We start from the raw sequence: 20,073 nt of genomic DNA, 5'->3' as shown, positions 1-20,073 counted from the left end.
TATGAGTTTAGGAGTTGATGAGTTTAAGGGTTTAGGTTAATTTTCACTTAGGAAGGTTTTAACTTCATTGTAAAAATCGGTCGGATTTTCAGCATGTAACCAATGTCCGGCATTAGCAATGGTACGGATTTTAGCTTTTGGAAAATGCGTATGAATCAGGCTTTCGTCCTGTACGGCAATATACTCTGAACGGTCGCCTCTTAAAAACAAGGTGTCTTTTTCAAATTTGGCATGCATTGGCAAAGGTTCTCCAACTTCATTAACCTGATCTTTCAACACCTCTAAATTGATACGTAACGCCAAAACACCCTTCTCTTTCCAGTACAAGTTTTTAAGCAAAAACTGTCGCGTGCCCATATCTGGCACATAGCGTTTCAGTTCAGCATCTGCTTGGCCTCTAGTTTTAAGCGTTCCAAAATCTAACGCCGATAAACCTCTAAGGATATCGTCATGATGCGTCGGATAATAACGCGGCGATATATCCGCAATAATTAATTTGGAGACGAGTTCAGGATATTCTACAGCAAATAACATTGCCGTTTTCCCGCCCATCGAATGCCCCAAAAGCACAATATCTTTTAAATTATGCTGATCACAATAGCGTTTTAAGTCTTCAACCATGACTTCATAATTGAATTCGTCGCTATGAAAACTTCTACCGTGGTTACGTTGATCAATTAAATGCACCTCATAGCCTTCTTCACTGAATGTGGTGCCGAGTGTTTTCCAATTGTCACTCATTCCCAAAAATCCGTGAAGAAAAACAAATGCTTGACCTTCGCCTAAAATATTTGAATGAAGATTCATGATGATTATTGATTTATGATTATTGACCCGCCCGAACGTGCCTGTTCGGTACGGGCGGGTTGTTGACTGCCAACTGATGACTGCCTACTGGAAACTGCCAACTACCTATTTCAGCTGTCTCAAGTACATATTGATTACATTTTCGATACCAAGATACAAACTCTCTGAAATCAGTGCATGGCCGATAGAAACTTCCAATAGATCAGGAATATTCTGTTTAAAAAATTTGATGTTATCTAAAGACAAATCATGACCTGCATTAATTCCAAGTCCCAATGCATTAGCTAATACCGCACACTCTGTATATGGTTTGATGGCCATTTCATTACCTAAACCATAATTATGGGCAAATGCTTCTGTATAAAGTTCAATTCTATCAGTTCCTGTAGCCTTTGCGCCTTCAATTTGTTTAAGTTCCGGATCCACAAAAATGGACGTTCGGATACCGTTTTGTTTGAATTCCTTAATCACATCCACCAAAAAGTCCTTGTGTTTAATGGTATCCCAACCAGCGTTTGAAGTAATCGCATCCTCAGCATCTGGCACCAAGGTGACTTGGGTGGGTTTCACTTCCAAAACCATATCTACAAACTGACGGATAGGATTGCCCTCAATATTATATTCCGTATAAACTTCCGGCTTTAAATCGTACACATCCTGATAGCGAATATGTCTTTCGTCAGGTCTTGGGTGAATGGTGACCCCTTGGGCCCCAAACTTTTGAACATCTCTAGCAAATTGAACCACATTTGGAACATCGCCACCCCTGGAATTTCTAAGAGTAGCAATCTTGTTGATATTTACGCTCAACTTTGTCATAGCTTTCGTTTTAATGAACAAAAATACAAAGTAGATGATGCTTATTGTAGTAATTTTTAATTATTTTGCATGTACAAACACATGAGCATGGCGTTAGAAGAATATATCATCAATGACATTAAGCCATTAAACATCAATGATAAGGTGAGCGACCTTAAAATGATGTTTAACGAGTTGACATATTCTCATATTCCTATTGAAAACAATTCGGTTTATTTGGGTTGTATTTCGGAAACTGACGTGCATTGTTTTGATGGGAAGGAAAAAATTATAGAATGCAACCATATATTGGAAGGTTTTTTTGTGAGATCAGACACCAATTGGTTAGATGTTTTGGAAACCTTTGCCCAAAACTCTTGCAATATAATGCCCGTATTAGACCATCAAAATAATTATTTGGGGTATTATGAACTCAATGATATTATTGGTCGTTTTAATGAAACCCCATTTTTCTCCGAACCTGGAAGCACATTAATTGTTGAAAAAGGCATTCAGGATTATTCATTTAGTGAAATCAGCCAGATTGTAGAGTCCAACGATGCTAAAATCTTAGGGGCTTTTATCTCAAAAATGGATGGTGATGTTGTGCAGGTGACCCTTAAGATTGGAGACTCCGGCCTCAATAATGTGATACAAACGTTTAGAAGGTATAGCTACAACGTCATTTCTGGACATGAAGAAGACACCTATATTGAAAATTTGAAGGAACGTTCAGATTACCTGAACAAATACCTTAATATGTAGTTCTATGAAAATTGCCATCTTTAGTCAATATTATAAAGGTAATGAAGCATCCGCAGGGGTGCTTTTAAATTATTTATCCCATAAAGAAGCACAAGTTTATATTGAGGACCATTTTTATGGGCTTATTGATGAACACTTAGATCTTAAGGCGAATTTTAAGGACTTTGAAACATTTCAAACTTTAGATAATTCTTTTGATTTGCTTATTAGTATTGGCGGCGATGGTACCATTTTAAGAGCCATCACTTACGTAGGTGATAAGTCCATTCCTATTATCGGGATCAATACGGGCCGTTTAGGTTTTTTGGCAACCATCCAAAACAATCAAATTGAAAGTGCGCTTGATAGCATTTTTAAAGGCGATTATAAAATCTCCGAACGTAGTTTGTTAAGCATTGAAACCGAACCAGGAAACAAAGATTTGACTCAGCTTAATTTCGCACTTAATGAAATTGCGGTAAGCAGAAAGAATACCACGTCCATGATTACGGTAAATACGCACTTAAACGGCGAATATCTTACAACCTATTGGGCAGACGGCTTAATTTTGTCCACACCAACGGGCTCTACCGGATATTCTCTAAGTTGTGGCGGACCCGTCATTACCCCAGAAGCGAAAAATTTTGTGATTACGCCAATTGCGCCCCATAACTTGAGTGCCCGTCCATTAGTCATTCCCGACGACACAGAAATTCAATTAAAAGTCGATGGCCGAGAAGATTTCTATTTAATTTCTTTAGATTCCAGAATTGCAACGTTGCATAATTCTACCATTGTAACGATAAAAAAAGCAGCCTTCAAAATAAAAATGATTGAACTCCCAAGTGAAAGCTTTATTGACACCTTGCGAAAAAAATTGCTTTGGGGAGAAGATAAACGCAATTAAACAATAAAACCTCGCAAATACTGTTTATCTGTAATACAATTTGATTCAAATTGTTATAGGCTAATCTTATTTATTATATTTGCAAACTTTTAATTTTATGAGGTATATCATTTTATTCATATTTAGTGTTTGTTTTGTCCCAAACATCCAGGCTCAAATCTACGAAGTTGGTTTCTTTCTGGGCAACAGTAACTTTATAGGTGATGTTGGCTCAACTAAATATATTTCGCCGGAAAAACCTGCGGGTGGATTACTATTAAAATGGAACAGAAGTCCGCGTTATTCCTATCGAGCTTCCGTATTATTTACGGAATTGCAAGGTGACGACAGCCGTTCTGACGACCCTAGACGTATTGCACGAGGCTACCAATTTAAAAATAGCATAGTAGAGGCATCATTAGGTATGGAATTTACATTTTGGGATTTTGACACACATCGATCTGGGCAACAAATGACGCCTTACTTATATACAGGTATTACTGCTGCAAGACATAAGGACACATTTTTTAACACCTCTGGCATTCAAGTTCCGGAAAGCAACTATAGTTGGGCCTTTGGAATCCCTATGGTATTAGGCGCTAAAACCAACTTAGTGGACGGCATTGTTTTAGGTGCAGAAATTGGAGTAAGATATACCTTCTCTGACAAGCTTGATGGTAGTGTTTCGGATAGGCCCTCAGCTCAAAATTTTGGAAATTTAAATAGCAATGATTGGTATGTGTTTTCAGGGATAACCGTAACTTACACCTTTGGAGAAAAACCATGTTATTGCTTTAATTAAGTGGATTTAAAAAAACAAATACATACCGACCGCCTCCCTAACCATCTCGCTATCATAATGGATGGCAATGGCCGTTGGGCAAAACAACAAGGATTACTGAGAGTAATAGGTCATGAGAATGGCACAAAATCAGTAAGAGAAGTTGTTGAAGCCAGTGCCGAAATAGGCATCAAACACCTCACCCTTTACGCATTTTCTACTGAAAATTGGAACCGCCCGAAGATTGAAGTCCAAACGTTAATGAAACTTTTGGTCAAATCCTTGAAAAAGGAAATTAAGACTCTTCAGGAAAATGACATTAGACTCAATGCCATAGGTTGTTTGGACGATTTACCAAAAAAAGCGAAAGAAGAGCTCTTGGAGGTGATTGAAAAAACCAAAAATAACAGCAGAATGGTATTGACCTTAGCCTTGAGTTATGGTTCACGTGATGAACTAATACACATGGTTAAAAGCATATCAGATAAAGTTAAAAATAATATAATTTCCGCCGATTCTATTGACGAATCCATTATTAATAAGCATCTTTACACGCATAATTTGCCTGACGTAGACCTGCTTATCAGGACCAGCGGAGAACAACGGATCAGTAATTTCTTGTTGTGGCAAATTGCTTATGCTGAATTATATTTTACCCATATTTTATGGCCCGATTTTAAAAAGCATGATTTATACACCGCTTTGATAGACTATCAAAATAGAGAACGACGATTTGGAAAAACAAGTGAACAACTTAGCTAACAACACGCTTTTGAAAACAATATTTAATACCCTTTTTAGTGCCTTTTTTCTTTTATTTTCAGTAGCTGCTACAGCTCAAGAAAATCCATTCAATTCAGGTAAAAAATATACCATCGCAGAAATTACAGTTTCTGGCGATACCAACTTCAGCGAAGCAACAATTGTTACGTATTCTGGATTAAGAAAAGGTGAAGTAATCGCCATCCCAGGAGAACGCATCAGTGAAGCTCTGAAAAAATTATGGGGTTCCAATCTTTTCAGCAATATAGACATCTATCTTACTAAAACGATAGACGACCAAGCTTATTTGGAAATCAGTTTACATGATTTACCTGAACTTAACAACGTGGTTATCAATGGCGTTAAAAAAGGCAAAAAAGAGTCTTTAATAAAAGACAACAAACTGACCAAAGGCGTTAAGGTTACTGAAAACCTTATTACCACTACCAAAAACTATTTGACCAACAAATACAGAAAAGAAGGGTATTACAACACTAAGGTGACTGTTACCACGACTCCTGTAATGGATTCTATTGAAAAAAGCAGAGTCAATATGGTGGTTAATATTGATAAGAATGATAAGGTAAAAATTCAGGATATCAACTTTATTGGCAATGAAAAATTGAGCGATAAAAAGCTTAAAAAAGCCATGAAGAACACTAAAGAGAAAAATTTATTGCGATTCTTGAAGCGTTCAAAATATGTTAAAGCAAGCTACAAGGAAGATTTAGTGAGTGTTATTGATGCTTACAAAGAAAACGGCTATAGAGATGCCCGTGTTATTTCTGACTCTATCTATGCTGTTTCAGATGGCACAATTGGTATTGATATTAAGGTAGAAGAAGGAGAAAAATACACCTTTGGTAAAATTGCTTTTGTTGGAAACACAGTTTTTTCGGATCAACAATTAAGCGCCATATTGGGCCTTAGGGAAGGTGACACTTATAATGGTGTGGAGCTTAAAAAACGAATTGCTGACAATTCAAAACCAGATGCCTTAGACATTACTAATTTATACCAAGACCAAGGCTATTTATTCTCTTCTATCAATCCGGTAGAAGTAAGTGCCGATGGTAATGTTATTGATATGGAAATCCGTATCTCTGAAGGTAAGCCGGCCTATTTCAATAATGTAACCGTTGTTGGAAATGATAAGACTAATGACCGTGTTATTTATAGAGAATTAAGAACACGTCCAGGACAGCTTTATAGCAAAACTGCAGTGGTAAGAACTGTGAGAGAGCTTGGGCAACTTGGCTTCTTCGACGCGCAACAACTAAGCCCTAACTTTAAAAATGCCAATCCTAATGAAGGCACCTTAGACATGGAATATTCTGTGGTTGAAAAAGGGTCTAGCCAAATTGAATTACAAGGTGGTTACGGTGGCGGTGGCTTTATTGGAACGCTAGGTCTTTCATTTAACAACTTCGCTATTAAGGATATTTTCAAGAAAGAAGCTTACAAACCAGTACCAACTGGTGATGGACAAAGTTTAGCTTTACGTTTACAAGCGAGTCGTTTTTACCAAACGTACAGTTTCTCATTTACAGAACCGTGGTTAGGAGGCAAGCGTCCAATACAATTTTCAACATCGCTTTCACATACCAAACAGTTTTTATATAACCCAAGAACAAGAGATGCTGATAAAAGCAAACGATTCAACATTACAGGTCTTACTGTTGGTCTTGCAAAGCGTTTAACTGCTCCTGATGACTACTTTACATTGTCTCAAGCAGTAAGTTTCCAACATTACGATTTACAGAATTATAATACAGGTCTATTTACCTTTGGAAATGGGTATTCAAACAACTTATCTTATACCGTAGGTTTAAGCAGAAACAACACTTATACAGATCCTATTTACCCAACAGGAGGTTCTAGTTTTGGGGTTACTGCTAAAGTATCCTTACCATACTCACTTCTTAATGATGTGGATTATGCCGCATTAAAAGATGAAAGAGCAGGATTAAATCCATCTGACCCTGACGATTTAGCGCGAATGGGAGTCATTGACCAAGAGCGTTACAAATGGTTGGAATTCTATAAAGTGAAGTTTAAAGGAGACTGGTATACCAATCTTTATGCAAATAAATTGATTATCAAATCTGGTTTAGAATTTGGATTCCTTGGAGCATACAACAATGATAGAGGCGTCATTCCTTTTGAGCGTTTCTTTGTTGGAGGTGATGGTTTAGGAAACTATTCTTTAGATGGTAGAGAATCAATTGCACTTAGAGGATATCCAAATCAATCCTTATCTTCTCAAGATGGTGGAACGATTTACAATAAATTTTCATTGGAACTACGTTACCCAATTACTTTAGGCGCACAAGCAAAGATTTATGCCTTAGGCTTTATGGAAGGTGGTGCTTCATTTGATAATTTTAGAGATTACAACCCATTCAACATTAAGCGATCAGCGGGTCTTGGTTTACGTATTTTCATGCCAGCATTTGGATTATTAGGAATTGACTTCGGACATGGTTTTGATGCTGTTCCTGGGCAGACAGGTAAGAATGGTTGGGAAACCCACTTTATTATTGGACAGCAGTTTTAAGTTTGGCACGATATTTTCTTAGTACACATTAACGATTTAAGACGCGTGTTAAAATTTTTTAGAATATATTTCGTTAATTTGAAAAATAAACGCTGATCAGGCAGAATCGTTAAGTTAATCTGTCGTTTTAGAATTTATAGCGTGACTCATAAATGATAAAATATAACCAGATGAAACATAAAGTTCTTTTTTTATTGGCAGTTATAAGTCTTTTGAGCTTTTCTTCAAACGCCCAACGTGGTGTGAGAATTGGTTATATTGACACTGAGTATATTTTACAAAATGTACCAGAATATCAAGAAGCCACAGCGCAGTTAGATACTAAGGTTCTCCAATGGAAATCTGAAGTTGAACAACGCTTGGCGGAGATCGATCAAAAAAAATCGCAGTTAAACAATGAACGTGTTCTTTTGACTAAGGAATTATATGAAGAGGGTTTTGAAGATATCAGTTTTGAAGAAAAGGAAATCTTAGACTATCAGCAAAAGCGTTTCGGCCCTAATGGTGATTTGATGATTCAGAAGCAACAATTGATTCAACCGATACAAGATCAAATTTTTGCAGCAGTACAAGAAATTGCAACGAGCAGAGAATATGATTTTATATTTGATAAATCCGCAGACGTCGTCATGTTATATTCGGCAGAGCGTTTTGACATCAGTGAATTGGTGTTACGAAGCATTACAAGATCGTCTAAACGAACCCAAGCAACCAACAAAGCAGAACGTAAAGCTGCTTCCCAGGAAGATATTGTTCCAGTGTTTAACGAAGAACAGGAAGCTCGAGAAAAAGCTTTGGAAGAAAAAAGAGAACAACGTTTATCTGAAGTTGAAAAGCGAAGAGCAGAACAACAAGCCACACGAGATTCATTAAAATCGGCAGTTGAAGCAAGACGTCAACAAATTTTAGAAGATCGTGCAAAGGAGAAGGCTGAAAGAGACAAAAACAATCCTGAAGATAGCACTTCAGTTAACAAAGACGCCAAAAAAGCAGAAGCTCAAACGGCTGAAGAAAAAAACCGCCAAAGAGAGGCTGATCGTGAAGCTCGAAAAAAAGAGCTTGAAGAACGCCGTAAAAAAATATTAGAAGAACGTAGAAAAGCGAAAGAAGAACGCGACGCTAAATCAAAACAAAAGGATTCAATTCCTGAATAACAATAAGTAAAAACAATTAATAATTATAACACGTAATACTATTTTAAAAATGAAACATTTTAAGACCCTTTTATTTGCAGGACTACTTTTTATTGGAGCAACATCTTTCTCTAATGCTCAAAGTAAAATCGCCCATGTTAATACGCAAGAGCTTATTAAATCTATGCCAGCAATGAAAAGTGCTCAAGCAGAATTAGAAAAATTGCAAAAAACATATGAGACTGAAATTCAAACTATGGCTACTGAGCTTCAAAATAAAATGAAGCAATACCAAGCTGAAGTTGACAGTAAGACTGATGAGGAGAATGCAAAAAGATCTCAAGAAGTTCAAGGTATGCAACAAAGCATCCGTGAGTACCAAGGTACTGCACAACAAGATCTTCAAAAGAAAGAATTTGATTTATTGAAGCCTATTACTGATAGAGCTGAAGCAGCTATCAAAAAAGTAGCAAAAGCTCAAGGTTTTCAATATGTATTGGATTCAACTCAAGGATCAGGCGTTCTTTTAGCTGACGGGAAAGACCTTATGGCTGACGTTAAAAAAGAATTAGGATTCTAAGACTTTTAAAGCACACAATATTTTAATACGGAAAGCCACTTTTAATAAGTGGCTTTCCTATTTTTGTACTATGAGTAATGCTCCTATTGGTATCTTCGATTCTGGAATTGGTGGCACGTCTATTTTCAAGGAAATAAAGACGTTGCTCCCTTATGAGAACACCTTATATCTTGCCGATAATTTTAATGCGCCTTACGGCAATAAATCTAAGGATGAGATTTTAGCGCTAAGCATCAAAAACACGGAGTTTCTCATTTCAAAAGGATGTAAGATTATAGTTGTGGCTTGTAATACGGCCACCACCAATGCTATTAAAGAGCTTAGGGAGCGTTTTGACATCCCTTTTGTGGGCATTGAACCTGCCATTAAACCAGCCGCTTTAAGCACGCAAACAAAGGCGATTGGCATCTTAGCTACCAAAGGGACACTCAGTAGCAAATTGTTCCATAAGAGCGCCGATTTATACAGTCAGAGCATTAAAGTAATTGAACAGGTTGGCGAAGGCATTGTAGCGCTTATTGAAGACGGCAAAACGGATAGTGAGGCCATGCGAGGTTTACTTCGTACATATCTCAAACCAATGCTTGATGCCAATATTGATTATTTGGTTTTGGGCTGTACACACTACCCTTATTTGATGCCCTTATTGTTGGAAATACTTCCAGAACATGTAAAGATTATTGATTCTGGTGAAGCTGTTGCGCGACAGACAAAAACGCTATTGGAACAACATGATCTTTTAAACCGCAAGATTCAAAAGGTTGAGAATGTATTTTACACCAATGGACCTACTACTGTTTTAAACGACATTCTTGAAGGCCCTTATAAAGTAGAACATTTGATGTTTTAAAGTGCTTATGAATGAAGGCTGATGTCTCTTTTAAGATTATTACTCCTCTTTAAACCAACTTGAATATTTCACGTAATTATCAGCAATACGATCGATTTCACCAGAGATTAATTCCTGGCTGATATCTTTCACTTTTTTGGCCGGTATTCCTGCATAAATACTGCCTGATTCAATCCGCGTGTTTTTAGTGACTACAGCTCCTGCTGCAATAATACTATTGCTTTCCACGACGCAGTCATCCATCACAATGCTTCCCATACCAATCAACACATTATCGTGAATGGTGCAGCCATGTACAATAGCGTTATGGCCAATAGACACATTATTCCCAATCGTTGTGGGCGATTTTTGATAGGTGGCATGTATCACAGCACCATCTTGAATATTCACTTTATTTCCAATCTTAATATAGTGCACATCGCCACGGATCACAGCATTGAACCAAACACTACATTGGGTTCCAATAGTAACCTCTCCAACTATGGTAGCGTTCTCAGCGATATAACAATCGTCAGCTATTTGTGGGTGATTTCCGTTTACGGCTTTAATTATGGGCATGATCTTAATTTTAATATTTTAATGAAATGATGCGAATTGATTCTTCACCTTTTAGTTAATGGCTGGACAAGCACATTCATACTTTCTCTTACGACAGTTGAAATTGTAGCCTAATGTCAATTGATGGAAGCCTCCATTGTTAAACACCACAGAATTGGATTGATAAGAATAGGTATAAGCAAAAACAAAGTTTTTATAATCGACACCTACAAACGGCGTGATGTATTGCAATTTCTGACTGCTCACCCCTGCTCCATTGGATACCTCCGCACCATCTAAACTTCTTCTGTAAGACATGCCGCCCCACAGTTTTCCAAATTCCATTTCCTTATAAACCTTCGCATTTAAATCGATAGAAGATTCTTTGGTGCCATCTCTATATAAAAACATGATAGAAGGCTCATAGCTCCAATCGCTGCCCAATTTACTGAACACATTTCCGGCACTGAATAAAAGCGTCCTTAAATTATCATACTTATAAAGACCGCTCTCATTAACGTTAACCCCATCATTGTTTAAAACGTTTTTAACGGTGGCATGCGCGTAAAAATTTATAAAATGATAGGAGAATCCAAAATCGAGGTTAAAATTTATCGCACTTGGATCTGATTCGGCAATTAATGGATCATACCCATCAAGCTCAAATGTTGATGAATCCAATCGGTATTGAATCGCTCCTGCACTTAATCCGAAAGAAAGCATATTCAAATCGATCTCATTACGGGAAAAAAGCAAATGATGTGCATACGTAAGGTAAGCCCCTGTTTGGGAATGATACCCGTTATTATCATTATATACAATGGCACCAACTGCAGATTGTGTTTCGCCTATTCTACTATTGATACTCATGGTTTGTAATGCCGGTGCATTATCGACGCCAAACCATTGTTTACGGGCGGTCAAACGGATCTTTGCACAATTGGCAACACCAGCCATAGACGGATGGATGAGATAATAGTTATCCGTCAAATAATCTGAATATATTGGTAATCCTTCTTGAGCTTTGCTAAACTGCACTATCAATCCTACAAATCCTACTAAACAAAACTTCTTAAATGTCATATGCTATTAATTTTTTGAAGGCAATAAGACCGATGCTTCCTCCTATTTAGATTTTCAACGGGCCCATAAAATGATTACCATTCAAATTCTATGTATCCATTAACTTGTGCGAATAAATACAACAGTCAAATATATAATTTTTAAAGATTGAATGGTCATTCATCCGAATAATATTCAATACATCGGCATTTTATTGCCATTATTTCTGTAAATAGAATGAAGTGACTATTACAAAAACTTAGTTAAAGTCCAATTTACACACGTAATATCCCTACTCAAAAATGTCACTTTTACCCTTTAGTTTTCATACTTTTGCATAAAGAAATGAACCTATGGAAACGACCACAATTTCAATACAAAAAACAAGTAATCCTAGCATATTAAAATTTGAAGCGGACAAGTTTTTAACCAACCACGAAAGCTTTGAATTTGATAATATTGATGAAGCAAAAGCTTCTCCACTGGCACAGGAATTATTTTATTTACCTTTCATAAAGAAAGTATATATCTCAGGAAACTTTGTAGCATTAGAACGTTTTGACATTGTTGAATGGGAAGACGTGCAAGACGAAGTTGCAGAACAAATTGCAAATTACATCAATAGCGGAAAGCTCGTTGTATCGGAGTCTACTTCACCTAAAAATACGCCTGTTACCGTTTATGCGGAAAGCACGCCTAACCCGACGGCTCTAAAATTTGTAGTCAATAAAAGACTGGGCCCTACATCCTACGAATTTGTATCTGCTGAAGACGCCAAATATTCTCCATTAGCTACCGAGTTATTCCATTTGCCTTTTGTAAAAAGTGTGTTTATCGATGAGAACTTTATTTCCATCACCAAACATGACCTTGCAGATTGGAATGAGATTACGACAGAATTAAGAGATTTCCTTAAAAACTATATTGAAAGTGGAAAGGAAATTATAGCTGCCAATGCTCCAAAAGCGCAGAAACAAGCAGAACAAGAAGCAGCAGTTACTTTTGAGAATCATGATGATATTTCTAAGGAAATCATCACCATTCTTGACGAATATGTAAAACCGGCTGTCGCCAATGATGGAGGAAATATCGAATTCCGATCTTATGACCCTCAATCAAAAGTTGTGAAAGTTGTTTTACAAGGCGCCTGCAGCGGGTGTCCGTCATCAACCTTCACCCTAAAGAATGGGATTGAAAATATGCTTAAAGAAATGCTTAAGGATAAAGATTTGACCGTAGAAGCCATAAATGGATAATTAATTTATTATGCTTATCTTTAAGGGAATAAGTATCATATTAATTAAAAAATCTATAGAAAATGGCAGTATTAAAAGTTGTTGAAATTTTATCAAATTCAAATGAAAGCTGGGAAGATGCTACTAAAAAAGCTGTAAAGCATGCTTCTAAAACGGTTAAAAACATTAAATCGGTGTATGTTAAAGAGCAGAGTGCCATCGTTAAAAATGACGAGGTAACCGAGTTCAGAGTCAATCTTAAAATTACATTCGAAGTCAACTAATCTCAGAAGACATCACATTTTATATAGCGCTTTATTTAAGCGCTATTTTTTTGTGTCAAGTTGAAATTGGAGATTGCATCTATACTCACGGAATTTGATGCATATTGAAGTGATGAGGCCTATAACGTCCTTAATCTTTCCTTAAAGCCCTAGACAAATTTTTTATTCCTTTTGATAAATGATAACTTTGCCTTTTAACATTAAAAATAAATACATGGAATTACAAAGTTGGATAGACAGAGCATATGATCTTACACTTCTATATGGCCCAAAATTATTAGGTGCTATTCTTATATGGATCGTTGGATCTTGGCTCATTAAAATGATTTTGAAAGGCACTCAAAAGACGATGGAGCGTGGTAATTACGACATCAGCCTTAACAAATTCCTAATGAATCTTTTAAACTGGATTCTGAAAATCATTCTTATTGTTGTCGTTCTTGGCATTTTTGGCATTGGCACCACCTCTTTTGCCGCAATTTTAGCTGCCGCAGGTTTGGCCATCGGTTTGGCGTTACAAGGATCACTTGCAAATTTTGCTGGAGGGGTTTTGATTATGATCTTCAAACCTTATAAAGTGGGCGATTTTATTGAAGCCCAAGGTATCGCCGGAACTGTCAAAGAAATCCAAATATTTACTACAAAAATGACGTCTCCTGATAACAAGGAAATTATTATCCCAAATGGGAAATTGAGTAACGATAATATTGTGAACTATTCTACAATGGAATTACGTCGTGTAGATATGGTATTTGGTGTAGGTTATGATTCTGATATTAAAAAGACCAAGGAAATCTTGATGAATGAATTGACTTCTCATCCTGCGGTCTTAAAAGAACCAGCGCCTTTAGTGCGTTTAAGCGAATTGGCGGATAGTTCTCTTAACTTCCACGTGAGACCATGGGTTAAGAACGCTGATTACTGGAGCACCTACTATGACCTTATGGAAAGCACAAAACAAGCTCTAGATGCTGCTGGAATTGATATACCTTACCCACATCAAGTGGAAATCCATAAAGAAGGTTAAGATTTTGGTTTGGTACCAATAAAATCCTTTAAATAAAAAGGCTCAAAATAGGCGACATTCTCAATGTCGCTTTTTTTGTACTTGATCGTGGCTAGTTTTCCCATTTCTTTAGCTGATGGCAACTTGTTTTCAATAAAAACAGCATTAGGATGCGTGATGATCTGTTTCGTTTTCTCAACACCGTTCCCTATAAAATAAACTTTTCCTAGTTCTAAAAACTCCTTAAAACTATGTTCGTCCAATATTTCAGCCTCAATTGCTCTAATTTGTTGGTGGTCCTTATCAAATACAGAAGCATAAACCTCCATGCGTCGCGCATCGAGCATTGGTATAATACACCCTGATTCTATAGTGACCTGATGTGCCAACGCTTCCAAAGTGTCCACAGAAATTAAAGGCTTATCCAAAGAGAAACAAAGGCCTTTTGCTGAAGACACGCCAATCCGCAATCCCGTATAAGAGCCAGGACCTTTACTTACCGCAATAGCATCCAAGTCTTCCGGTTTTATATGCGCTTCTTCAAGAACTGCATTAATAAAGAGATGCAGCGATTCCGCGTGCGAATAATTAGAATTGTAATCTTCCTTTAAAACCAAAGTCTCTCCTTCCTTAGAAAGAGAGACGGAACAATTGGTTGTTGCTGTTTCAATATTGAGTATATAGGACACTATTGAATCGATTTATAGACTATTTTTTACTAGCCTCGGTTTTATCTTTTACTTCTATCTTATCACCAGGATTCAATATTTTTGAAACCACATTGTAAGGCCCAGTAATAATAACGTCATTTTCTTTTAATCCGGATAGAATTTCAATGTTCGCATCGTCTTGAATGCCGGTTTTTACAACTCTTAGTCGGGCTTCATCATTGACTTTTACAAAAACACATTCAAATTTTTCGCCACTGTCAATCTTTTCTGTTCCTGTTTCTTCATCTTCTTTTTTAGCGACTATTTTCTTGACTGAAGACGTATCTGATTTAATCACAATAGCGCTAATTGGAACACTCACCACATTTTTGCGTCGTTTTGTAATAATATCTACGGTTGCCGTCATTCCTGGACGGAATGGGGAGTAGTTTTCGCCTTTTCCTTCTATCAAATCTTGATACGACTCTTCAAGGATTCTAACTTTCACCTTAAAGTTAGTCACCTGGTCTGCTGTAAGTGCTCCTGCTGCCGAGTTAGCAATTGCCGTTACAACGCCCTTGAATTGTTTTTTAAGATAAGCATCGACCTCTACAATTGTTGAATCGCCGATTTGAACTTTGACGATGTCATTTTCGTTCACATCAATTTCAACCTCCATATTGTTCAAATTGGCCACTCTCAAAATTTCCGTACCTGCCATTTGTTGGGTTCCTACCACACGCTCACCTAGTTCCACATCTAATTTAGAAATGGTTCCGCTCATTGGCGCATAAATAGTAGTTCTGTTCAAATTATCTCGCGCCTCATTTACTGAAGCGCCCGCACTTTGCACATTGTAATAGGCAGATTGTCTGCTGGCTTTCGCTATTTCGTATCCTGAAACTGCTTTATCCCATTCTGATTTTGAAATAATACCTTTTTCGAAAAGCTGCTTGTTACGATCGTAATTCGATTTTGCTTCCCTTAAAGAGGCTTCGGCTTGCTCCAATCCTGCTTTAATGTTTTGATACGTTGCTTGACTTCTATTAACCGCCGATTGAATTAAATCTGGATTAACACGTACCAACAAATCCCCTTTTTTAACCTGCTGACCTTCTTTAAAAGGCAAATCGATAATTTCTCCTGAAACTTCACTCGATATTTTTACCTCAACTTCAGGCTGAATTTTACCCGTAGCAGAGACTTTCTCAACAATATCCATGAGGGTCACCTTTTGGATCTCCACCTCCTTGAAGTTTCCTGTTGCTCCAAACCATCCTGCTTTCTTTCCAAAAATCAACACCAAGATTAGCAGTATGACTGCGGATATGATAATTATTACTTTTTTCTTACTCATAATGGTTGGTTTATAATTAAGGTGTGTTGTTTAGTGATGAATAGTTATAATTAAAATTTCAACTCGAGTGCAGGAATTCCAAAATAGAGTTCAAGAACTTTGAGCTTAAAAATATAATCATATTTAGCGCGATTCAGTTCAATTTTACTATTGTCAAATCTGACTTTAGATTGGCTAAAATCGAAGGCATTGGTTAAGCCCACATCATAGCGTTCTTTAGCATAATTGTAAGCCAATTCTTGAGATTCTAAAGCCGATTGTGCAGCTTCATAAGATTTTAATGCGCCTTTTGCATCCACATACGCTTGATACACTGTCGATTCCAAATCTAATTGGGCTTGTTCCAACTGATATTGAGTTCTTTCTAAGTTGATCTTACTACGTTGCACATTGCCTTTCGTCGCAAAACCATTCAAGATTGGAATACTCAAAGAAAGCCCGTAAGAAATACCATCATTTTGGTAGAGTTGGTCTACAAACGGATCTGCACCTACCACCACCGGAACTGTATTAGGGAACTCCCCTATAACAGATTGTCCTGTTTCTTGTACAACACCAATTTCTCTCGTAATTACCGGATTGTTAGGGTCAATACTTTGCATAAATGACGTGGCATCGGTATAACGTGTGTCATATCCAAAAAATGCCGAAAGCGTTGGAGAATGCGCGCTTTTAGCTATTTGCACATCTTTTTCGGCTAATTCTACATTCTTTTCAGCAATTTTAATCTCTGCTCTATTTTCTTTAGCACTATTAATAATATCATAAACGTCTTTATCGGCAATTCCAGCATCAACAACATCATAGCCTTCATCTTCAATATCGAAATTCTGATAATCTTTAATCAATAATAGCTGAGCTAGACTAATTAAAGACACTTGTACAGCATTCTCAGCATTTACAATAGCTTGCTTTTCACTGGCATCATTAGCTTTAATTTCTAAAAGATCGCCTTGCGGCAATACGCCAGCATCAACAAGATCTTGTGTTCTTTGCAATTGGTCTTTCGTAACTGTATTCTGAGCCGTTAAAACTTCTAAATTCGCTTTATTAAGAATCACCTGTAAATAGTTATTGGCTACAAATAAGGAAATATCATCCTCCATTTTAGTCAATCTATATTGAGCAGACAACTTTGATATTTTGGCACGCTGTACTTCTCTAAAATTACGCATCCCGTTAAACAAGGTATACCCAACATTGATACGCCCCGAAGCAGATAAAAACGTAGTGGTTTGAGCGTTATTGGTCACCGGGTTAAAGCTTAATCCTGTATTTTCCGACACATTGGCACCCATACTGATATCCGGCAAGAAATTACCAACAGCTTGCATTTTTTCAATGTCTGTCAGCTCTAAATCCAACTGACTTTGTTTTACAGAAATATTATTTTCTAAAGCGTATTCCACACACTCTTTAAGTGTCCATTTCTTTACTTGTGCCTGTGATGTAAGAGCGACAAGGGCAAAAACTATAAGTATTGATTTTTTCATAATTAAAATATAGGTCGATGTATCAATTAAAGTGTTACACTTAAAAGTGAATTATTTCTTCTTTGCATAGTCTGGAATGCCTTGAACCTGGTTCCATACTTTGATTTTGTCCGATTTGCTGATACCATTTTTAACCTGAACAAAAATACCGTCGCTGATACCTAACTCCAAATCTCTACGTTCAAATTTTTGATCGCCTACCATCACTTCTACAAATGGTTTTTGAGTTTTCGAATCGTATTGTACCAACGCTTCTTTTATCGCTAAGACATTTTCTACTTTATCCAAGATGATGGATGCATTTGCACTTAAACCAGCTCTAATAAAAGTAGAATCGATAGATTTTAAAGTCCCTTTGATTTCAAATTGGATGGCGCCATTTTCAGCCACACCTTTTGGAGCGATATAATCCAGCACCGCATCAAATTTCATGTTTTCAATAGCTCCCACAGTAATCTCTAACGGTAAGCCTTCTTTAATTTTACCAACTTCACTTTCATCAACCTTACCTTCAAAAATCATCTTTTTAACATCAGCTAAAGACGCAATAGACGTTCCTTCATTAAAGTTATTGGCTTCAATTACCTGATTTCCTTCCTTAACCGGCACATCTAATACCATCCCTGAAACCGTCGCTCTCACTTGCGTTTGGGCTATATTTCCTAAGCCTGAAGTGGTTCCAGTTTTAACGATATCATAGTTTTGACGTGAAGAGTTTAAGTTGATTTCTGCTTGTTGTACACTTTGCTTGGTTTGCAGGTAGGTGTTTTTTACACTTTCAAACTCATTTGCAGAAATCACGCCTTTATCAAATAGCGCCTTCTGACGGTCATAATTGGTTTGTTGGGTCTGTAAATTAATCTTCGCCGTTTGCAATGCCGTTTGATTGGAAGAAATAGTATTCTTTGCACTCGTTAACGAGGACACATTTGGAATAACTCTAATTTGAGCAATTAAATCTCCAGACTTCACATACTCTCCAGCTTCAATAAATACTTCCTCAATAACGCCCGAAATATTAGATTTAATAAGCACTTCATCTTTAGGAACGATATTACCTGTGGCCACGGTTTTGACTACAATGGTCTGCTCAACTGGCGACTCCGTAGTATAGGTTACAGGATCTTCTTGATTTTTTAAATACAAGTAGATTAAAGCCGTCGCGAACATGGCAACGATTAATACTAATGTAATGACGGTTTTTGTTCTTTTCATTATACTTCTTATTGTTATTAATTTGACAAATGTTGCACCTCCACAAAATGAAAGTATGCATCATGAGTTATTTTTTTAATCTATTCTTAAGGCATCCACAGGTTTCATTTTTGTTGCGCTATTGGCAGGAATCAATCCAGCTAACAATCCTGACACTACAAGAATGACCAACGCCGTAATGACGACTGACATGCTCACGCTCGGGTTTGCGAAATTCTCTACAGGGCCATTCGCATCTAAAGCGTAATTAAATGCCCAAATAACGGCTGCGGCGAAAGTGATTCCTACCATTCCTGATAAGATGGTCAGAATTAAACTTTCTTGTAAAATTTGTGATTTAATAGTCCAAGGTGATGCGCCTAATGCTCTCCTTACTCCTATTTCTTTGGTGCGTTCCTTTACGACAATCAGCATGATGTTACTAATACCAATAATGCCTGACATTAAAACCAATGCTCCCACAAAATACCCTACGAATCCTAATATGGAAAACAAGCCGTTAACACGCCCAAAGGCTTCTGCAAGATCAAAGTTTCCAATGGCACGATCATCTTCAGGATGCACCTTACGTCGGCTCTTCAAGGTTTCCATAATTTGAGGTTTGATGGCTGTAATATCTGTTCCATCATGGGCAGTTAGTGCCAACCATCCTACGTTATCGGCAAAATTAAACGCTTGACTGAACGCAGTAAAAGGCACAAAAATCGTATTGGCATCTTCCTCTTTATCGCCTTGACTGTTGCTTACTTTAAAGGTGCCGATAACCATAAAATTGACCCCATTTATTTTGATATAGGTGCCTAATGTAGATTCTCCCTTATCATAAAGTCCGTTAACCACACCCGTGCCGATAACACATACTTTTCTATTGGCATTGATATCTGAATAACTCAAAAATCGCCCTTGAAGAATATCCATAGGCTGCTGATTTATAAATTCAGGATAATCGCCATTCACCTGATATGCGCCCGTTTTAGTACCTCTCACTACATTGTTAGCGCCATTATAACCTCCTAATTGGTTACGGGGCGACACGTATTTGAGTTGTGGGAAATCATTTTTTAAAGCAGCAACATCATCTAATTTGAAATTAAATCGACGTCCTTTTGGCAAGCCTTTATAAGGTTTTGATGTTTGTTGAGACCAGACAAACATAGAGTTGGTTGCAAAATTTCCAAACCCTGCGGTCACGCCATTTTTAAGTCCGTTAGTCAATGCCAATAAAAGCACCAAAATGGTTATACCCCAAAACACCCCGAAAGCGGTCAGAAAAGTTCTGAACTTATTGGCGTTTAATGCTTCTAATATTTCATCCCAACGGTCTCTACTCAACATA

20 protein-coding genes are annotated in these 20,073 nt (G+C 37.2%); 11 read left to right on the top strand and 9 right to left on the bottom strand.

Annotated elements, in window-relative coordinates; genetic code table 11:
• Window positions 1-36 precede the first annotated feature (36 nt).
• Together Q0947_RS12335 and Q0947_RS12330 are read right to left on the bottom strand one after the other, a co-directional pair.
• Window positions 37-807 (bottom strand): alpha/beta fold hydrolase, encoded by a 771-nt coding sequence (locus tag Q0947_RS12335; RefSeq protein WP_299397881.1) that lies wholly within the window; start codon window positions 805-807, stop codon window positions 37-39.
• A 105-nt stretch (window positions 808-912) separates the two neighbouring features.
• Entirely contained in the window at window positions 913-1,626 is a 714-nt protein-coding gene (locus tag Q0947_RS12330; RefSeq protein WP_299397876.1) for a pyridoxine 5'-phosphate synthase, read from the bottom strand.
• A gap of 87 nt (window positions 1,627-1,713) precedes the next feature.
• Between Q0947_RS12330 and Q0947_RS12325 the strand changes: the two genes are divergently transcribed.
• The 8 genes from Q0947_RS12325 to murI all read left to right on the top strand — a co-directional run bounded on the left by Q0947_RS12325 (window position 1,714) and on the right by murI (window position 9,898).
• Window positions 1,714-2,370: a CBS domain-containing protein gene (locus tag Q0947_RS12325; protein ID WP_299398326.1), complete on the top strand. Its 657-nt coding sequence runs from the start codon at window positions 1,714-1,716 to the stop codon at window positions 2,368-2,370.
• Window positions 2,371-2,374: 4 nt separating this feature from the next.
• A complete protein-coding gene (locus Q0947_RS12320) occupies window positions 2,375-3,256 on the top strand; it encodes an NAD kinase (RefSeq protein WP_299397872.1) in 882 nt (293 codons plus the stop codon).
• A gap of 97 nt (window positions 3,257-3,353) precedes the next feature.
• The gene (locus Q0947_RS12315; RefSeq protein WP_299397867.1) at window positions 3,354-4,037 is read left to right on the top strand and encodes a DUF6089 family protein; all 684 of its coding nucleotides are present in this window, start codon (window positions 3,354-3,356) and stop codon (window positions 4,035-4,037) included.
• The gene (locus Q0947_RS12310) at window positions 4,038-4,778 is read left to right on the top strand and encodes an isoprenyl transferase (RefSeq protein ID WP_299397862.1); all 741 of its coding nucleotides are present in this window, start codon (window positions 4,038-4,040) and stop codon (window positions 4,776-4,778) included.
• A complete protein-coding gene (locus Q0947_RS12305) occupies window positions 4,750-7,335 on the top strand; it encodes a POTRA domain-containing protein (RefSeq protein WP_299397858.1) in 2,586 nt (861 codons plus the stop codon). The genes Q0947_RS12310 and Q0947_RS12305 overlap by 29 nt, the downstream gene beginning before the upstream one ends.
• 170 nt (window positions 7,336-7,505) lie before the next feature.
• A complete protein-coding gene (locus Q0947_RS12300; RefSeq protein ID WP_299397853.1) occupies window positions 7,506-8,489 on the top strand; it encodes an OmpH family outer membrane protein in 984 nt (327 codons plus the stop codon).
• A 49-nt stretch (window positions 8,490-8,538) separates the two neighbouring features.
• On the top strand, window positions 8,539-9,048 hold the full coding sequence (locus Q0947_RS12295) for an OmpH family outer membrane protein (protein ID WP_299397848.1): 510 nt from the start codon (window positions 8,539-8,541) through the stop codon (window positions 9,046-9,048).
• Between the two features lie 70 nt (window positions 9,049-9,118).
• Complete coding sequence (gene murI / locus Q0947_RS12290) at window positions 9,119-9,898, top strand: glutamate racemase (RefSeq protein WP_299397844.1); 780 nt, start codon at window positions 9,119-9,121, stop codon at window positions 9,896-9,898.
• A 39-nt stretch (window positions 9,899-9,937) separates the two neighbouring features.
• Here murI and Q0947_RS12285 read toward each other — a convergent pair whose 3' ends face one another.
• Window positions 9,938-10,456, bottom strand: coding sequence for a gamma carbonic anhydrase family protein (locus tag Q0947_RS12285; RefSeq protein ID WP_299397840.1), 519 nt, complete (start codon window positions 10,454-10,456; stop codon window positions 9,938-9,940).
• A gap of 51 nt (window positions 10,457-10,507) precedes the next feature.
• Window positions 10,508-11,518, bottom strand: coding sequence for a type IX secretion system membrane protein PorP/SprF (locus Q0947_RS12280; protein ID WP_299397835.1), 1,011 nt, complete (start codon window positions 11,516-11,518; stop codon window positions 10,508-10,510).
• A 332-nt stretch (window positions 11,519-11,850) separates the two neighbouring features.
• Between Q0947_RS12280 and Q0947_RS12275 the strand changes: the two genes are divergently transcribed.
• The 3 genes from Q0947_RS12275 to Q0947_RS12265 all read left to right on the top strand — a co-directional run bounded on the left by Q0947_RS12275 (window position 11,851) and on the right by Q0947_RS12265 (window position 14,043).
• On the top strand, window positions 11,851-12,753 hold the full coding sequence (locus Q0947_RS12275) for a NifU family protein (protein WP_299397833.1): 903 nt from the start codon (window positions 11,851-11,853) through the stop codon (window positions 12,751-12,753).
• 62 nt (window positions 12,754-12,815) lie between these two features.
• Window positions 12,816-13,016 carry a dodecin family protein gene (locus Q0947_RS12270; RefSeq protein ID WP_299397830.1) on the top strand — a complete coding sequence of 67 codons (201 nt, stop codon included), beginning with the start codon at window positions 12,816-12,818 and terminating at the stop codon, window positions 13,014-13,016.
• Window positions 13,017-13,230: 214 nt separating this feature from the next.
• Window positions 13,231-14,043: a mechanosensitive ion channel domain-containing protein gene (locus Q0947_RS12265; protein WP_299397827.1), complete on the top strand. Its 813-nt coding sequence runs from the start codon at window positions 13,231-13,233 to the stop codon at window positions 14,041-14,043.
• Here Q0947_RS12265 and tsaB read toward each other — a convergent pair.
• The 5 genes from tsaB to Q0947_RS12240 form a co-directional block, all read right to left on the bottom strand.
• The gene (gene tsaB, locus Q0947_RS12260) at window positions 14,040-14,711 is read right to left on the bottom strand and encodes a tRNA (adenosine(37)-N6)-threonylcarbamoyltransferase complex dimerization subunit type 1 TsaB (protein WP_299397824.1); all 672 of its coding nucleotides are present in this window, start codon (window positions 14,709-14,711) and stop codon (window positions 14,040-14,042) included. The two genes, Q0947_RS12265 and tsaB, sit on opposite strands and share 4 nt — an antisense overlap.
• Window positions 14,712-14,730: 19 nt before the next feature.
• A complete protein-coding gene (locus Q0947_RS12255; protein ID WP_299397821.1) occupies window positions 14,731-16,029 on the bottom strand; it encodes an efflux RND transporter periplasmic adaptor subunit in 1,299 nt (432 codons plus the stop codon).
• A gap of 50 nt (window positions 16,030-16,079) precedes the next feature.
• A complete protein-coding gene (locus Q0947_RS12250) occupies window positions 16,080-17,522 on the bottom strand; it encodes a TolC family protein (protein ID WP_299397818.1) in 1,443 nt (480 codons plus the stop codon).
• Between the two features lie 51 nt (window positions 17,523-17,573).
• The gene (locus Q0947_RS12245; RefSeq protein ID WP_299397815.1) at window positions 17,574-18,737 is read right to left on the bottom strand and encodes an HlyD family efflux transporter periplasmic adaptor subunit; all 1,164 of its coding nucleotides are present in this window, start codon (window positions 18,735-18,737) and stop codon (window positions 17,574-17,576) included.
• Window positions 18,738-18,812: 75 nt separating this feature from the next.
• The gene (locus Q0947_RS12240; protein ID WP_299397812.1) at window positions 18,813-20,072 is read right to left on the bottom strand and encodes an ABC transporter permease; all 1,260 of its coding nucleotides are present in this window, start codon (window positions 20,070-20,072) and stop codon (window positions 18,813-18,815) included.
• Window position 20,073: the final 1 nt, after the last annotated feature.

Source organism: uncultured Gelidibacter sp. (assembly GCF_947500795.1).
Classification (GTDB): Bacteria; Bacteroidota; Bacteroidia; order Flavobacteriales; family Flavobacteriaceae; genus Gelidibacter.
Note: the sequence above shows the minus strand (reverse complement) of the source record. Positions and strands in the feature narration are given on the sequence as shown.

Coding starts and splice junctions, on each gene's coding strand:
- Q0947_RS12300 (WP_299397853.1), top strand. CDS start 7,506: ATGAAACATAAAGTTCTTTTTTTATTGGCAGTTATAAGTCTTTTGAGC.
- Q0947_RS12325 (WP_299398326.1), top strand. CDS start 1,714: ATGGCGTTAGAAGAATATATCATCAATGACATTAAGCCATTAAACATC.
- Q0947_RS12295 (WP_299397848.1), top strand. CDS start 8,539: ATGAAACATTTTAAGACCCTTTTATTTGCAGGACTACTTTTTATTGGA.
- Q0947_RS12270 (WP_299397830.1), top strand. CDS start 12,816: ATGGCAGTATTAAAAGTTGTTGAAATTTTATCAAATTCAAATGAAAGC.
- Q0947_RS12255 (WP_299397821.1), bottom strand. CDS start 16,029: ATGAGTAAGAAAAAAGTAATAATTATCATATCCGCAGTCATACTGCTA.
- Q0947_RS12240 (WP_299397812.1), bottom strand. CDS start 20,072: ATGTTGAGTAGAGACCGTTGGGATGAAATATTAGAAGCATTAAACGCC.
- Q0947_RS12265 (WP_299397827.1), top strand. CDS start 13,231: ATGGAATTACAAAGTTGGATAGACAGAGCATATGATCTTACACTTCTA.
- Q0947_RS12315 (WP_299397867.1), top strand. CDS start 3,354: ATGAGGTATATCATTTTATTCATATTTAGTGTTTGTTTTGTCCCAAAC.
- Q0947_RS12330 (WP_299397876.1), bottom strand. CDS start 1,626: ATGACAAAGTTGAGCGTAAATATCAACAAGATTGCTACTCTTAGAAAT.
- Q0947_RS12285 (WP_299397840.1), bottom strand. CDS start 10,456: ATGCCCATAATTAAAGCCGTAAACGGAAATCACCCACAAATAGCTGAC.
- Q0947_RS12335 (WP_299397881.1), bottom strand. CDS start 807: ATGAATCTTCATTCAAATATTTTAGGCGAAGGTCAAGCATTTGTTTTT.
- murI (WP_299397844.1), top strand. CDS start 9,119: ATGAGTAATGCTCCTATTGGTATCTTCGATTCTGGAATTGGTGGCACG.
- Q0947_RS12275 (WP_299397833.1), top strand. CDS start 11,851: ATGGAAACGACCACAATTTCAATACAAAAAACAAGTAATCCTAGCATA.
- Q0947_RS12320 (WP_299397872.1), top strand. CDS start 2,375: ATGAAAATTGCCATCTTTAGTCAATATTATAAAGGTAATGAAGCATCC.
- Q0947_RS12245 (WP_299397815.1), bottom strand. CDS start 18,737: ATGAAAAGAACAAAAACCGTCATTACATTAGTATTAATCGTTGCCATG.
- Q0947_RS12250 (WP_299397818.1), bottom strand. CDS start 17,522: ATGAAAAAATCAATACTTATAGTTTTTGCCCTTGTCGCTCTTACATCA.
- Q0947_RS12280 (WP_299397835.1), bottom strand. CDS start 11,518: ATGACATTTAAGAAGTTTTGTTTAGTAGGATTTGTAGGATTGATAGTG.